13 protein-coding genes are annotated in these 14,165 nt (G+C 73.1%); 10 read left to right on the top strand and 3 right to left on the bottom strand.

The annotated features are described in order from the left end of the window. Positions 1-25: 25 nt before the first annotated feature. Complete coding sequence (locus ACFFF6_RS02545) at positions 26-1,171, bottom strand: metallophosphoesterase family protein (RefSeq protein WP_376977930.1); 1,146 nt, start codon at positions 1,169-1,171, stop codon at positions 26-28. 118 nt (positions 1,172-1,289) lie between these two features. On the opposite strand from ACFFF6_RS02545, the gene ACFFF6_RS02540 reads away from it, so the two are divergent. The 10 genes from ACFFF6_RS02540 (at position 1,290) to ACFFF6_RS02495 (ending at position 11,373) form a co-directional block, all read left to right on the top strand. Next, positions 1,290-2,348, top strand: a complete 1,059-nt coding sequence (locus ACFFF6_RS02540) for a methionine ABC transporter ATP-binding protein (RefSeq protein WP_376977928.1) — start codon at positions 1,290-1,292, stop codon at positions 2,346-2,348. After that, positions 2,345-3,037: a methionine ABC transporter permease gene (locus tag ACFFF6_RS02535; RefSeq protein WP_376977927.1), complete on the top strand. Its 693-nt coding sequence runs from the start codon at positions 2,345-2,347 to the stop codon at positions 3,035-3,037. The genes ACFFF6_RS02540 and ACFFF6_RS02535 overlap by 4 nt, the downstream gene beginning before the upstream one ends. Before the next feature lie 51 nt (positions 3,038-3,088). Next, complete coding sequence (locus tag ACFFF6_RS02530) at positions 3,089-3,931, top strand: MetQ/NlpA family ABC transporter substrate-binding protein (protein ID WP_376977925.1); 843 nt, start codon at positions 3,089-3,091, stop codon at positions 3,929-3,931. A gap of 353 nt (positions 3,932-4,284) precedes the next feature. Further along, on the top strand, positions 4,285-5,415 hold the full coding sequence (gene mvk / locus ACFFF6_RS02525; RefSeq protein WP_376977923.1) for a mevalonate kinase: 1,131 nt from the start codon (positions 4,285-4,287) through the stop codon (positions 5,413-5,415). Continuing rightward, positions 5,412-6,419, top strand: a complete 1,008-nt coding sequence (gene mvaD / locus ACFFF6_RS02520) for a diphosphomevalonate decarboxylase (protein ID WP_376977921.1) — start codon at positions 5,412-5,414, stop codon at positions 6,417-6,419. Before mvk ends, mvaD begins: the two co-directional genes overlap by 4 nt. After that, positions 6,416-7,561 carry a phosphomevalonate kinase gene (locus ACFFF6_RS02515; RefSeq protein ID WP_376977919.1) on the top strand — a complete coding sequence of 382 codons (1,146 nt, stop codon included), beginning with the start codon at positions 6,416-6,418 and terminating at the stop codon, positions 7,559-7,561. The genes mvaD and ACFFF6_RS02515 overlap by 4 nt, the downstream gene beginning before the upstream one ends. Continuing rightward, entirely contained in the window at positions 7,551-8,720 is a 1,170-nt protein-coding gene (gene fni, locus ACFFF6_RS02510; RefSeq protein WP_376977917.1) for a type 2 isopentenyl-diphosphate Delta-isomerase, read from the top strand. The genes ACFFF6_RS02515 and fni overlap by 11 nt, the downstream gene beginning before the upstream one ends. Beyond that, positions 8,717-9,808 carry a hydroxymethylglutaryl-coenzyme A reductase family protein gene (locus ACFFF6_RS02505; protein ID WP_376977915.1) on the top strand — a complete coding sequence of 364 codons (1,092 nt, stop codon included), beginning with the start codon at positions 8,717-8,719 and terminating at the stop codon, positions 9,806-9,808. The genes fni and ACFFF6_RS02505 overlap by 4 nt, the downstream gene beginning before the upstream one ends. Beyond that, a complete protein-coding gene (locus tag ACFFF6_RS02500) occupies positions 9,805-10,962 on the top strand; it encodes a hydroxymethylglutaryl-CoA synthase (RefSeq protein ID WP_376977914.1) in 1,158 nt (385 codons plus the stop codon). Before ACFFF6_RS02505 ends, ACFFF6_RS02500 begins: the two co-directional genes overlap by 4 nt. Before the next feature lie 75 nt (positions 10,963-11,037). Next, positions 11,038-11,373 carry a hypothetical protein gene (locus tag ACFFF6_RS02495; protein ID WP_376977912.1) on the top strand — a complete coding sequence of 112 codons (336 nt, stop codon included), beginning with the start codon at positions 11,038-11,040 and terminating at the stop codon, positions 11,371-11,373. A gap of 298 nt (positions 11,374-11,671) precedes the next feature. Here the strand turns inward: ACFFF6_RS02495 and ACFFF6_RS02490 are convergent, their stop codons facing one another. Together ACFFF6_RS02490 and ACFFF6_RS02485 are read right to left on the bottom strand one after the other, a co-directional pair. Further along, positions 11,672-11,965 carry a YxzC family protein gene (locus ACFFF6_RS02490; protein ID WP_376977910.1) on the bottom strand — a complete coding sequence of 98 codons (294 nt, stop codon included), beginning with the start codon at positions 11,963-11,965 and terminating at the stop codon, positions 11,672-11,674. A gap of 34 nt (positions 11,966-11,999) precedes the next feature. Then, positions 12,000-14,132, bottom strand: coding sequence for a S9 family peptidase (locus ACFFF6_RS02485; RefSeq protein ID WP_376977908.1), 2,133 nt, complete (start codon positions 14,130-14,132; stop codon positions 12,000-12,002). Positions 14,133-14,165 lie beyond the last annotated feature (33 nt).

The following is a 14,165-nucleotide window of genomic DNA, read 5'->3' as shown; positions in this document are numbered from 1 at the left end:
CTCACCGCCCCGGCCGCGATCGGGGCTACGGCGCGCCGGTCAGCGGCGCGAGCCGGAGCTCGTGGAGCACGGTCCCCTCGAGATCCCGGACCGCGATCCGCAGCTGTCCGGGCCCGGCGTCCCCCTCGATACAGGTGGCCTCCTCCGGGGTGTTCCCGCCGCCTGTGACCTGCGCGTACGGGAAGCCGGGGGCCGGATCGACGAGCGCCGGGACATGCGTGTGCCCGGACAGGACGACCTGCGCGCCCCAGGCGACGAGGTGCTCATGCCACAGCTCCCGGCTGGCGCGGCTGAACTCGTCCCACCGCCCGGTCGCGTAATCCTCCTCGCCCAGCTCCTCCTCGACCAGCCAGCGCAACGGCATATGGCAGACCACCAGCCGGTACGGGGCATCAGCGAATCCGGGCTCCCGGATCTGCCGGGACAGCCAGCGGGCCTGCCGTGCCCGGGAGGCGGCGAAGGCGGCCCGCCCCTCGAAGGAGGGGTGGGAGTCGGGCTTGTCCTCGCCGGTGGACAGGACGATCACCGCGAGAGGGCCGATCCGCAGCGCGTAGTAGGGCTGGTCCTGCGGAGTCGCGACGACCTCGGGGAGTCGGTGCGCGAAGGGGCCGCGCACGTCGTGGTTGCCCCAGCTGAAGGCGAGGGGGCGGCCCGCGGTGATGTCGCGGCCGGCGGGGGAGAGGATCGTGGGGACCAGCTGCGCCGGATCCGTCCAGTTGTTGCACACGTCGCCGTTCCAGAACAGGACGTCGGCGCGCGGGGAGCGCTCATCGAGCAGGGCCAGGGTGTCCGGGTGCTGGTGGGTGTCGTTCCACTGCACGAAGCGCGCCGTGTCCGCGGCGGGATCGAGGGTGCGCACCTCCCGCCACGGCGAGGTCTCGCACCGACCGTCGACGGCGGCGCGGGTGCGGGTGCGCAGCAGATGGAGGCGGCCGGGCTCGAGCCCCTCCACGCGCACCCGCAGCACCTCCGCGCCCTGGGGGACGAAGCCGTAGCGGTCCTCGCCGATCAGCAGCGGCTCCGCCCCCGGGGCATCCGCGGGGACGATCTCGACCTGGCCGAGGGCGCGCTCCCGCACCGCCCAGACGACCTCGAAGCCGTCCTCGCGTGGGGCCATCACGACAGGCGGGGAGGCGGTGAGCGGGCGGGTGTCGGCGACCGGTGTCTCCATCGGACCAGCGTAGGGCGAAAGGCGCCCCGGTGAGATGGCGCACGCGCCGCCGCCCGAAGGTGACGTTCTGTGTCACGAAAGGTCGGCATATCGCGGCGGCTCTGTTTCACTTCTAGCTGTGATCACTCTGGACGGCCTGACCAAGGTCTTCCCCGCACCGGACGGGGGAGACCCCGTCGTCGCGCTCGACGGCATCGACCTGACCGTCGACCCCGGCCGCATCCACGGCATCGTGGGGCGTTCGGGCGCCGGGAAGTCCACGCTGATCCGCTGTCTGACCGGCCTCGAGAAGCCCACCCGCGGGCGCGTCGAGGTCGACGGCACGGACATCGCCTCCCTCGAGGGCGCCGCCCTGCGGGCGGCACGACGGAACATCGGCATGGTGTTCCAGCACGCGAACCTGCTCGACTCCCGCACGGCCGCCCGCAACATCGGCCACCCCCTCGAGATCGCGGGCGTGCCGCGGGCGCGCCGCGAGGCCCGGGTCGCGGAGCTCGTCGAGCTCGTCGGACTCCGCGGCCGCGAGAGGAACCACCCCGCCCAGCTGTCCGGCGGGCAGATCCAGCGCGTCGGCATCGCCCGCGGCCTCGCCGCGGAGCCGAAGGTGCTGCTGTGCGACGAGCCCACCAGCGCGCTGGACCCCGGCACCACCCGGCAGATCCTCCGCCTCATCGCCGACCTGCGCGAGCGCCTCGGCATCACCGTCGTGATCATCACCCACGAGATGAGCGTCGTCCGCGAGATCTGCGACGACGTGACGCTGCTGGAGGACGGGCGCGTGCGCCAGAGCGGCTCCCTCCTCGAGGTCGCCGCCGACCCGCACGGCCCGCTGTCCGCGGAGCTGATCCCTCTGCCGCCCGTGCCCACCGGCATCGACGCCACCGTCGTCAACTGCGACTACGGCGATTCGGAGACGCTGCGCACGAGCGAGGACCTGGTGCGCCTGGCCGCGAGCCGCGGCGCCGCGGCGAGCATCGTCGCGGGCACCATCGAGACCATCGGCGGTCGGCAGGTCGGGCGCGTGCAGCTCGCCCTGCGGCCCGCCGGGACCGGCTCCGCCGCGACGGACGGCTCCGGCGCACCGCCCGCCTCGGGCGGCATCGGCCGCGCGCAGCTCGAGGCCCTGCTGGCCGAGCTCGAGGACCGCGGCGTCGTCGCGAGGGAGGTCGTGGCATGAGCGAATGGCTGAGCAACCCGGTGTTCACCACCTGGGACTCGAACACGAGCCTGTGGTCCAACGCCCTCATCACCCTGTACATGACGCTGGCGACGATGGTGCTGACGGTGCTCGTGGGCGTCCCGCTGGGGCTGCTGCTGTTCGAGACCGAGCGCTCGCGCACCCCCTGGGTCCGCTGGGTCAACCGCGTGGTGGGCTTCGTGGTCAACGTGGGACGGTCCTTCCCCTTCATCATCCTGATCATCGCGCTCATGCCCGTGACCCGGGTGATCGTGGGGCGGGTGACCGGCCCGAACGCCGCGATCTTCGCGCTGACCGTCGCCGCCGTTCCGTTCCTCGCGCGGCTGATCGAGATCAACCTCCGGGAGATCCCCGCCGGGAAGATCGAGGCCGTGCAGATGATGGGCGCCAGCCGCTGGCAGCTGATCCGCCAGGTGCTGCTGCCGGAGGCGCTTCCCGGCATCGTCGGCTCCGTCACCACCACCACGATCGCGACCATCGGCTACACGGCCATGGCCGGGGTGGTCGGCGGCAAGGGCCTGGGCGACCTCGCCAACCGCATGGGCTACCAGAGCTACGACGACGTGGTCATGGTCGCGACCGTCGTGCTGCTGATCGCGATCGTGATCGGGGTCCAGGCGCTCGGCTCCGCGGCCGCGCGCGCCGTCGACCATCGCGCCCGCAGCTGACACCCCCGGCCCGCACCTCCCGAACTCGATCCCATCTGCAAGGAGACCTCCATGACCATCCTGAACCGCCGCAGCCTGTTCGCCTCCGGCGCCGGCCTCGCCGCTCTCACCACCCTCGCCGCCTGCGGCGGAGGAGCCGAGGGCCCCGCTGAGGAGAACGGCGTGACCGAGATCCGCGTGGGCGCCTCGCCGAAGCCCCATGCCGAGATCCTCCAGTTCGTCAGCGACAACCTCGCCGAGGCCGCGGGGCTGTCGCTCGTCATCACCCCGTACACGGACTACCAGATCCCCAACCAGGCCCTCGTGGACGGCGACGACGACGCGAACTACTTCCAGACCCCGAACTTCCTGAAGTCCCAGGAGGAGGAGAAGGGCTTCGACCTCCACGCCTTCGCGGGGATCCACATCGAGCCGCTGGGCCTGTACTCGGAGACGCTGAAGAGCATCGACGAGCTGCCCGAGGGCGGCGAGATCGCGATCGCCAACGACCCCGCCAACCGCGGCCGCGGGCTGGGCCTGCTCGCGAGCTACGACATCATCTCCCTCACCGAGGGCGTCGACCTCACGGTCGCGACGACCGCCGATGTCGTCGACAACCCCAAGAATCTGGCGTTCCGTGAGATCGAGGCCGCGCAGATCCCGCGGGCCCTCGGTGACTTCGCCGCGGGCGTCGTCAACGGCAACTACGCCCTCACGGCCGGGATGAACCCGGCGGAGGAGTCGCTCATCCTCGAGAAGGCCGAGGACAGCCCCTACGCGAACATGCTCGTGGTGCGCGCGGCCGATGCCGAGAACCCGGCGCTCGTGAAGCTCGACGAGCTGCTGCACTCCGACGAGGTGCGCACCTTCATCACGGACACGTACACGAACGGTGCGGTGATCCCGGCGTTCTGACGCCGACCGGGGCCGGATGCCGCCCTCGCCTCCGGCCCCGGTCGGGGCCGGAGGCGAGGGCGGCACGGTTCCACGGGACCGATACGGGGACATGACCGTGATATCGGGGTCATGTCCCCGTATTGGTCCCGTGCTTCCGCGAGGGGCCACAGGGCCCGGGACCTCCGTCCCGGGGAGACCCCCGTCGCAGCGACAGAATCAGGGGGTGGGCCCCGCGCGCAGGTGATGTGCAGAAAGCGTGCGGATGCGCACGCTGACCGGGGGAAGCGACGCCAGTCACGCCCCTTTCCCGATACTGTGGCAGGCGGCGACACGCCGGTCGTACCCAGTCCCTTCTCCATGGACGTTCAGGAATGGATCTCACCCTGCCTCTCCCGTCTGATGACGCCTCCCGCACCCCGAGCAGCGGCCGCGAGCCCGCTCGGTCCGGCCGCGTCCTGACGTCCGTGCGTCCGGCGGAGCGGGTCGCCGGCGGGCTGGTCAGGCCGCTCCCCGCGCACCTGCCCGTCCTGTCCCCGACCCCCGTCGACGGCACCGGGCGCGCGCACGGCAAGGCGATCCTGATCGGCGAGCACGCCGTCGTCTACGGCGCGGCCGCGATCGCCCTGCCCGTGCCCAGCGTCGAGGCGATCGCCCAGGTCGAGCTGCTGCCTGCGGGCAGCCCCGGATCCCTCACCAGCCGTCTGCACACCGGCCCGCTCGCCACGGTCCCGGCGGAGCTCATGCCCGTCGCCGCCGCCGTCCACGCCGCCGCGATCGAGGTGGGCCTGGACCCCGACCGCCTGCATGTCCGGATCGACTCGGAGGTCCCGATCGGACGCGGCATGGGCTCGAGCGCCGCGGTCGCCGCGGCCGTCGTCGCGGCCGTCGCCGACGCCGCCGGACGCACCCTCTCCCCGGAGGTCCGCCATGAGCTGATCCAGGAGTCGGAGCGGGTCGCGCACGGCAACCCCAGCGGCCTGGACGCCCGCACCGTCGTCGCCGACGCCCCCGTGCGCTTCCTGCGCCGACGCCCCCAGGGCGCCGTGCCCGTCGGCGCCCCCGTCTCCTTCGTGATCGCCGACTCCGGCGTCTCCGCCTCGACCGCGGTCGCCGTCGCGACCGTCCGTGCCCGCCGTGAGGCGGCGCCCGCCGTGATCGACGGCGTGATCGAGGAGCTCGGGGCGCTCGTCGACCCGGTCGCGGACGCCCTCGCCACCGGCGAGGCCGCCGCCCTGGGCGCGGGCATGACTCGCGCCCACCACCTGCTGCGCGAGATCGGGGTCAGCTCGCCCGTCCTGGACGACCTCGTGGAGGCCGCGCTCGGCGTGGGAGCCGCGGGCGCCAAGCTCACCGGGAGCGGCGGCGGGGGCTGCGTGCTCGCCCTGGCCCGCACCCCCGGGAGCGCCGGTGCCCTCGCCGCCGCGCTGCGTGCGGCGGGAGCGCCGCGCACCTGGACCATGACCCTTCCGAAGACCCCCGACCTCCTGGGAGGCGATGCATGACCATCGAGGCGACGGCGCGCGCGCACCCCAACATGGCGCTCGTGAAGTACTGGGGCAAACGGGACGAGCAGCTCATGCTGCCCTCGACCGGCAGCCTCTCCATGACGCTCGACGAGTTCCCGACCACGACGACGGTGCGTCTGCGCACCGACGGCGGCCCGGATGTCCTCGAGCTGAACGGCGTCGTCGCGGGCGGGGACGCCGCGGCGCGCGTGACCCGCTTCCTGGACCTCGTGCGCGAGCGCGCCGGCTCCGAGGCCCGGGCGATCGTCCGCAGCCGCAACGAGGTCCCGACCGGGGCGGGCCTGGCCTCCTCCGCCTCGGGCTTCGCGGCGCTCGCGACCGCGGCATCGGCCGTCTACGAGCTCCCGCAGGACACCACCTCGCGCAGCCGCCTGGCTCGCCGCGGCTCCGGCTCCGCCTGCCGCTCGATCATCGACCGGATGGCCGTGTGGCATGCCGGCACCGACGACGAGTCCTCCTACGCGGAGCGGATCGACGCCCCAGAGCTCGCCATGGTCGTGGTGGTCCTCGACTCCGGCCGCAAGAAGGTCAGCAGCCGCGAGGCCATGCGCCTGACCGCCGCGACCAGCCCCTTCGCCGCGGCCTGGCGCGAGTCGACCGCGCGGACCCTCGAGGACATGCTCGCGGCCTGCCGCGAGGGCGACGTGACTCGGATCGGCGAGCTCGCGGAGGTCAATGCCCTGCGCATGCATGCGGTGATCCAGTCGACCTCTCCCTCGGTCCGCTATCTCAGCGGCCGCAGCCTCGACGTCTTCGACGGGATCGAGAGCCTGCGCGCTGACGGCATCGGCGTCTGGGGAACGGCCGATGCCGGGCCCAACGTCGTGGCGATCACCCGTCCCGCCGATGCCGCCGCCGTGGCGGAGGCGCTGACCTCGCACGGAGAGGTGCGCGTGGTCCGGCCCGGCCCGGGCGCCCGCCTGCTCGAGGACCCCGCCGACGCGGTCCCCGCCGCGACGGCCGGGAGCGAGGCCCGATGATCGAGAAGCGCGCCCCCGGGAAGCTCTACATCGCCGGCGAGTACGCCGTGGTCGAGCCCGGCCAGCCCGCCGTCCTCGTCGCGGTCGACCGGTTCATCTCCGTGCGGCTCGAGGAGCTCGCGGCCAGCGCCGAGGCCGGGCGGGTCCACTCGAGCGCCTACGGCAAGCTGCCGGTGGTGTGGACGCGCGACGCCGAGGACGCCGGGATCGTCCTCGAGCACACGCCCTACGACTACGTGATCAGCGCGCTGGCCACCCTCGAGGAGCTGCGGCGCACCCGCGGCCTCGCCCCGCGCTACTACGACCTGCACATCTCCACGGAGCTGGACGACACCAGCGGCCGCAAGTTCGGTCTGGGCTCCTCCGCGGCGGTGGTCGTCGCGACCATCGCCGCGATCGACGAGTTCTACGGCCTGGGGCTCACGCGCACCGAGCGCTTCCAGCTCGCGCTGCTCGCGACCGTGCAGGTGTCCCCGCGCGCCTCCGGCGGGGACCTCGCCGCCTCCACCTTCGGCGGCTGGATCCGCTACACCGCGCCTGACCGCGCCGCCCTGCGGGCGCATCTGCGGGCCCACGGCGTCGAGGCGACCCTCGCCCGCGGCCCGTGGGAGCAGTTCTCGATCGCGCATCTGCGCGAGCCGAAGGCGCTCTCGCTCCTGGTCGGCTGGACCGGCTCACCCGCCTCCACCGAGCGCCTCGTGGACGGCGTGACCCGCAGCGACGGCGTGCAGCATGCCCGCGAGGACCAGGACGCGCCTGCGGACGAGCCCGCCGACTATCCCGCCTTCCTCGCCGCGAGCCGCGACTGCCTGGACGCGCTCGTGGCCGCCCTCGCATCGGAGCAGCCCGAGCAGGTGCTCGTCCTGGTCCGCCGGGCCCGGCGTCTGCTGCAGCGCCTCGGCGCGATCTCCGGGATCCTCATCGAGACGCAGAAGCTGCGAGCTCTGTGCGACATCGCCGAATCGGCCGGTGCCGCGGGCAAGCCCTCCGGGGCCGGCGGCGGCGACTGCGGGATCGTGCTCGTCCCGCGCGAGGGCGGCGGCCTGGTCGAGGCCGGGATCGAATCCGCCTGGCGCGAGCAGGGAATCCGTCTGCTGGACCTCGCCGTCCACCCCGCCGAAGGAGAGGCCGATGGCCGCTGAGAACGCCCCCGGCCGTGTCGCCGCCCCGGTCCCGCCCGCGGGGCTTGCCGCCTCCCGCAAGGAGGACCACATCCGCCTGGCCCATGAGCAGCGGCGGGGGCCAGCGGCCCGCAACGACTTCGACGACGTCGAGATCGTCCACCATGCCCTCGACGGCATCGACATCGACGACGTGTCGCTCGAGACGCGCGTCGGCCCGTGGACCTGGTCCGCGCCCCTGTACATCAACGGGATGACCGGTGGCACCGGCACCGCGCACACCGTCAACCGCGCGCTCGCGATCGCGGCCCGCGAGACCGGGGTGCCGATGGCCTCCGGCTCCGTCGGCATCGCCCTGGACGACCCGGCCGCCGCCGCGAGCTTCCGGGTGATCCGCGAGGAGAACCCGGACGGCTTCGTGATGGCGAACATCGGCGCGGGACGCAGCGCCGAGGACGCCCGTCGCGCCGTGGACCTGCTGCAGGCCGACGCCCTCCAGCTGCACCTGAACGCGGTGCAGGAGACGATCATGCCGGAGGGGGAGCGCTCCTTCTCCGGGTGGATGCGCGGCCTCGAGGAGGTCGTCGCGGGGGCGGGCGTGCCCGTCATCGTCAAGGAGGTCGGCTTCGGGCTGTCCGGCCGCACCCTGCGCCGGCTGGCGGAGGCGGGCGTGCAGGTCGCGGACGTCTCCGGCCGGGGCGGCACGAACTTCGCCCGCATCGAGGCGGCCCGTCGCAGCGATGACGTCTCCTACCTCGGCACCTTCGGCCAGTCGGCGGTCGCATGCCTGCTCGAGGCACCGGCCGAGGGACCCGACCTGCTCGCCTCCGGCGGGGTGCGCACCCCGTTGGACGCGGTGCGCTCCTACGCGCTCGGCGCCCGCGCCGCCGGGGTCGCCGGACCGTTCCTCACGGTCGCCCTCGAGGGCGGCGCCGAAGGAGCCGTCGACGAGATCACGGCATGGCTGGCCCGCATCGCCGAGCTGCTCGCCCTGGTCGGAGCGCGCAGCGCGCAGGAGGCGCTCAGCACCGACGTCCTCGTCCGCGGCGCCGCCCGCGAGGGCGCCCAGCTGCGCGGCATCGACCTGACCGCCCTGACCCATCGGACCGACTCCCGCCCCCTGGGCTCCGGGGCCGTCCCCTCGTCCCGCCCCGACGGGACCGACACGGAGGAAGCATGAGCACCAGCAGCCCGCTCGACGTCCGGATCCCCTCCCGCTGGGTGGGGCCGCTGCGCATCAGCGGCAATGCGATCGACGACTCCGTCGAGGTGCCGCTGGCGACCTACGAGTCGCCGCTGTGGCCCTCGGTGGGACGCGGCGCCCGCGTCTCCCGCATGATCGAGGGCGGCATCCGCGCGACCCTGATCGACGCCCGCATGGCCCGGTCGAGCCTGTTTGTCGCCCCCGATGCGGCGGCCGCGCACCTCGCCGAGCAGGCCCTCCATGCCCGGGAGCCGGAGCTGGCGGAGGTCGTCGCCTCCACGAGCCGCTTCGCCCGGCTGATCGACCTGCACACCGAGATCGTCGGCAATCTGCTGTTCGTGCGCTTCGCGCTGTTCACGGGCGACGCCTCCGGCCACAACATGGTCACGAACGCCGCGGAGGCGCTGCAGGCGGAGATCCTCTCCTGGGGCCTCGACCTCGAGTACGGCTCGATCAGCGGCAACTACTGCACCGACAAGAAGCCCAGCGCCGTCAACGGCGACCTGGGGCGCGGCCGCCGCGTGGTCGCCGACATCCTCATCCCGCACGAGGTCCTCGAGGGGACCCTGCGCACCGATGCGGGGCGCATGGTGGATCTGGTGGTGCGCAAGAACCTGGTGGGCGGCACGATCGCGGGCTCGCTGCGCTCGGCGAACGCGCACTACGCCAACATGCTGCTGGCGATCTACCTCGCCACCGGACAGGATGCCGCGAACATCGTCGAGGGCTCGCAGGGCATCACCTATGCGGAGGAGCGAGAGGAGGGCCTGTACTTCTCGTGCAGCCTTCCGCACCTGATCGTCGGCACCGTCGGCAACGGCAAGCATCTCTCGCACGTGGACGAGGCCCTCGAGGCCATGGGCTGCCGCGAGGAGCGGGAGCCGGGGGCGAACGCGAACCGTCTCGCCGCGATCATCGCCGCGACCGTGCTGTGCGGCGAGCTGTCGCTGCTGGCGGCGCAGACCAACCAGGGGGAGCTGATGCGCGCCCACCGGTCGATGGAGCGCGGCCGCGGGTCCGCCACCCAGCGACCCGCCGGGACCACGGGGGAGGAGCGGGCATGAGCACCGCCGGCATCCACGACCTCGAGCTCGCCACCACCCATCACGTGCTGGACATGGCCGATCTCGCCGCGGCCCGCGGGGTCGACCCGAACAAGTACCTGGTCGGCATCGGCCAGTCGCGCATGAGCGTGCCCGCCCCGGACGAGGACGTCGTGACGATGGCGGCGACCGCGGCCTCCCGGCTGCTGGAGCGCCACGGCACGGAGGACCTGCGGGCCCTGCTGGTGGCGACGGAGACGGGCGTGGACCAGTCCAAGGCCGTGGCGACCTTCGTCCACGGGATGCTGGGCCTGCCCAGCTCGGTGCGTTCGGTCGAGCTCAAGCAGGCCTGCTACGGCGGCACCGCCGCCCTGCAGATGGCCCTCGGCATCGTCGCCCGGGAGCCCTCCGCGAGGGTGCTCGTGATCAGCACGGACGTGGCCCGCTACGCGCTGGGGACGCCGGGGGAGCCCACCCAGGGCGCCGCCGCCGTGGCCATGCTCGTGACCGCGGAACCGGCGCTGCTCGCGATCGAGCCGGTCTCGGGACTGGCGACCATCGACGTCGACGACTTCTGGCGCCCCAACGACTCGACCACCGCGGTCGTCGACGGCGCCCTGTCCATGGGCGCCTACCAGAACTCGCTCACCGCCGCATGGGACGACTTCGCCGCCCGCGGCGGCGCGCCGATCGAGCAGATCGACCGCTTCGTGCACCATCAGCCGTTCACGAAGATGGCCCGCAAGGCGCACATGACCCTGGCACGGCACACCGGCGTGCGCCTGTCCGGCGCGCAGATGGAGAGCGGGCTCGCCTACAACCGCGAGCTCGGTAACTCCTACACGGCCTCGCTGTACGTGGCCCTGGCCTCGCTCCTGGACGCGGAGGACGACCTCGCCGGGAAGCGGGTGGGCCTGTTCAGCTACGGCTCCGGCAGCGTCGGCGAGTTCTTCACCGGCATCGTGGGGGAGGACTATCTCGCGGTGCGCCGCCCGGAGGCGGATCGCGCCGTGATCGAGGACCGCGTCCCGGTCGGGGTCGAGGAGTACATGGCCCTGCACCGGCGCGTCCTGTCCAGCGAGGAGGACGCGGAGACGCCCCGCGTCACCCGTGCGCCCTTCCGCTTCGCCGGCATCCAGGGCCGTGCCCGCCGGTACGAGGCGACCGGACGCTAGAGCCGCGCGCCGGTCCGGGAGCATCTCCTCCGCATGGGGGAGGACGGCTGCGCGGGCCGCCGGTAGCGTGGACCCATGGCAGCGCCACGCGGCTCGAGCGGACAGGTCGTGCGGGACGGGGCTCCGATCGAGGCTCCCGCGCGGCATCGTCCTGCGGTCAGGGCGATCGCCTGGGCGATGCCGGTCGCATCCCTCCTCGTGATGGCGGGCGCGCTGTGGACGTCCGGGGTGGGTGGCTGGTGGTCCACGACGCTGCATGTGCCTCTGGCGGTCATCTATATCGGCAGCGCGGGCCTGACCGCCCTCGGCTGGATCGCGGCGATGGCCGTGCCCTGCCGCTGGGCGGGACGCGTGAACGTCACCCTGGGCCTGATCGCCCTCGTCTCGGCTCTGCTCGTCTTCCTGGGCTGAGGTCGTCCCTGCGTCGCGCCCCGTCGTCCCTGCGGTACGACCCCGTCGTCTTCGCGGGCAGGGGACCGCGGTGGTCCGCAGGGGGATCCGGATCGACGCGATGCGAGCCCGCCGTGGCACATCGGGGCAGGCTGGGGCCGGGCCCTCGTCCCGCTTCGAATGACCGTCGTCGTGTCAGAATGCTGCACGTCCGCTATGGCTGACCGCAGGGGGAGCAGAACCGGGTTGCTGTGTCTCCACGGCGGTCAGCGCTTCATCGTGGCGGCGATCGGGGCGTGGGGCCGGGGGCGCGGCCGCTTCATCTCGACGCGCGCGTCCTCAGCTCCGCGAGCCATGCCCGCACCTGGTCGTCGTCATGCAGGTAACCGCCGTTCGGGCCGGCGGGGAGGTCGATCCCGTGGAGGAGGGACAGCGCCCACCAGGAGAGGTCGTCCCAGACGATCCCGTCGTCCATGACCCACCTCGCCGCCCAGCGGTCGGCCTCGTGCCTGGAGAGCCGACCTGCGACGAGCTCCGCGAAGCGCTCCTCGATCTCGTCCAGGGTCGGCCGGTCGCGGGCATCCACGCCGCCACGGTACCGAACGGTGGTCATCTCGCCAAGGCTCCGTCGCAGCCCGGGACCTGGGTCAGAGGAGCTCCACGGCGCCGATCTGGTCGAGCAGCCAGGCGAGCTCATCGGCTCGCTGCTCCCACTTGGCGTAGCGGCCCGAGCGCCCGCCGTGTCCGGCGACCATCTCGCAGCGGAACACGATCGGCCGCTCCTCCTGGTCGGAGGTGACGGTCTCGCGCAGGCGGGCCACCCACTTCGCGGGCTCGACGAAGAACACGCGCGTGTCGTTGAGCGAGGTGGAGGCGAAGACCGCCGGGTACGGGATAGCCCGCACGTTCTCGTACGGCGTGTACGTCTTCATGTACGCGTACACCTCGGGATCGTGCAGCGGATCGCCCCACTCCTCCCATTCGCCGACGGTCAGCGGCAGGCTCGGGTCGAGGATCGTGGTGAGCGCGTCGACGAAGGGGACCCCCGCGATGATCGCGCGGAACGTCTCCGGGGCCAGGTTCGCGACCGCCCCCATGAGCAGGCCGCCTGCGCTGCGGCCCTCCGCGGACAGCCGCTCCGGCGAGACCCAGCCCTCGGCGATGAGGTGCCGTCCCGCGGCGACGAAGTCGGTGAAGGTGTTCTTCTTCTCGAGCAGCTTCCCGTGCTCGTACCAGGGCCGGCCCATCTCGCCGCCGCCGCGGATGTGCGCGATCGCGAGGACCACCCCGCGGTCCAGCAGCGACAGGCGGGTCGCGACGAAGGACGGGTCGATCGAGACCTCGTAGGAGCCGTAGCCGTAGAGGTAGCCGGGGTTCGTGCCGTCGGAGGCGACCTCGCGCCGCATCGCCATGGACAGCGGGATCCGGGTGCCGTCCTCGGCGGTGGCCCACGCGCGGCGCTCGACGTACAGCGAGGGGTCGTAGCCGGGGACCGGGGTCACCCGCAGCACGGTCCGCTCACCGCTGCCGAGGTCCGCCTGGGCGACCGTGGGCGGGGTCAGGAGGCTCGTCAGCTGGTAGCGGATCGCATCCTGGTCCCAGCCGGGGTTCTCGAGCATCCATACGGAGTCGAGCTCGCCGCCGTGGGAGATGTCCCAGGCCCCGTCGACGTCCCAGCCGCCGGCGCCGCGGGGGATGACCCGCACGGTCGCGAGGCCTCCGGAGCGCAGCTCGAGCACGGCCGCGCGGGCGAAGGCGTCGACGCTCTCGAAGCGCTCCCCCTCGCCTGCGGCGAGGATCGTCGTCCACGAGGCGGGGTCCTCGAGGGAGGCGGTCGCGAGCGCGAATCCCTCATGGCCGTCGTTGTGGACGACCAGCAGATGGTCGCCGGCGTGCTCGAGCGTGTACTCGACGCCGGGGCGGCGCCCGCCCGCGGGGACGGGGGCGGAGGTCGGATCGGCGAGGTCCAGCAGCCAGCCCTCGCTCGTCGTGGTCGAGCCGGACTGGATGACCAGCGTGGACTGGTCCCGGGAGGACTCGAAGCCGATGCTGAAGCGCTCGTCGGTCTCCTCGAGGACCAGCTGGTCCTGGGCGGCGGGGGAGCCGATGCGGTGCCGCCAGATCTGGTGCTGGCGCCACGCGTCGTCGACGCGGGCGTAGAACAACCACTCCTGATCGGCCGAGAAGGCGAGCCCGTAGCCGATCCCGGTGACGGCCTCGTCGATCACCTCGCCGCTGCCGAGGTCCGTGACCACGAGCGAGAACCGTTCGTCCCCGGCCACGTCGACGGCGTAGGCGAGGAGGTCATGGCGCGGGGAGGGACGCAGAGCGCCGAGGGAGAAGAACTCGTGCCCCTGTGCCTGGGCCTGCGCGTCGAGGATGACCTGCTCCCCGGGGAGCAGCGTCCCCGGCTCGATCTGCGGCACGCCGCCGGGGCCGCGGGGGACGTCGGCAGCATCGGGCAGGCGGGTGAAGCACGGGTAGTCCAGGCCCTCGGTGGTGCGGGTGATGTACCACCAGTCGCCGCGTCGCACGGGCACGGACAGGTCCGTCTCCTGCGTGTGCCCCACGAACTCGGCGACGAGCTTCTCACGCAGCGGCGCAAGATGCGCGGTGCGCGCGTCGGCGTAGGCGTTCTCCGCCTCCAGGTGCGCGATGACCTGCAGGTCCTCCTTGTCGCGCAGCCACTCGTAGGGGTCGGTGACGGTGTCGCCGTGGAAGGTCCGCTCGGTGGGGCGGCGGGCGGGCTGGGGCGCCGGTGCGGTGTTCTCGCGGGTCATGGACCGAGCCTATCGGGCCCGGCAGGGTCCTCC

The sequence above is a fragment of the Brachybacterium hainanense genome, from assembly GCF_042434575.1.
Classification (GTDB): Bacteria; Actinomycetota; Actinomycetes; order Actinomycetales; family Dermabacteraceae; genus Brachybacterium; species Brachybacterium hainanense.
Note: the sequence above shows the minus strand (reverse complement) of the source record. Positions and strands in the feature narration are given on the sequence as shown.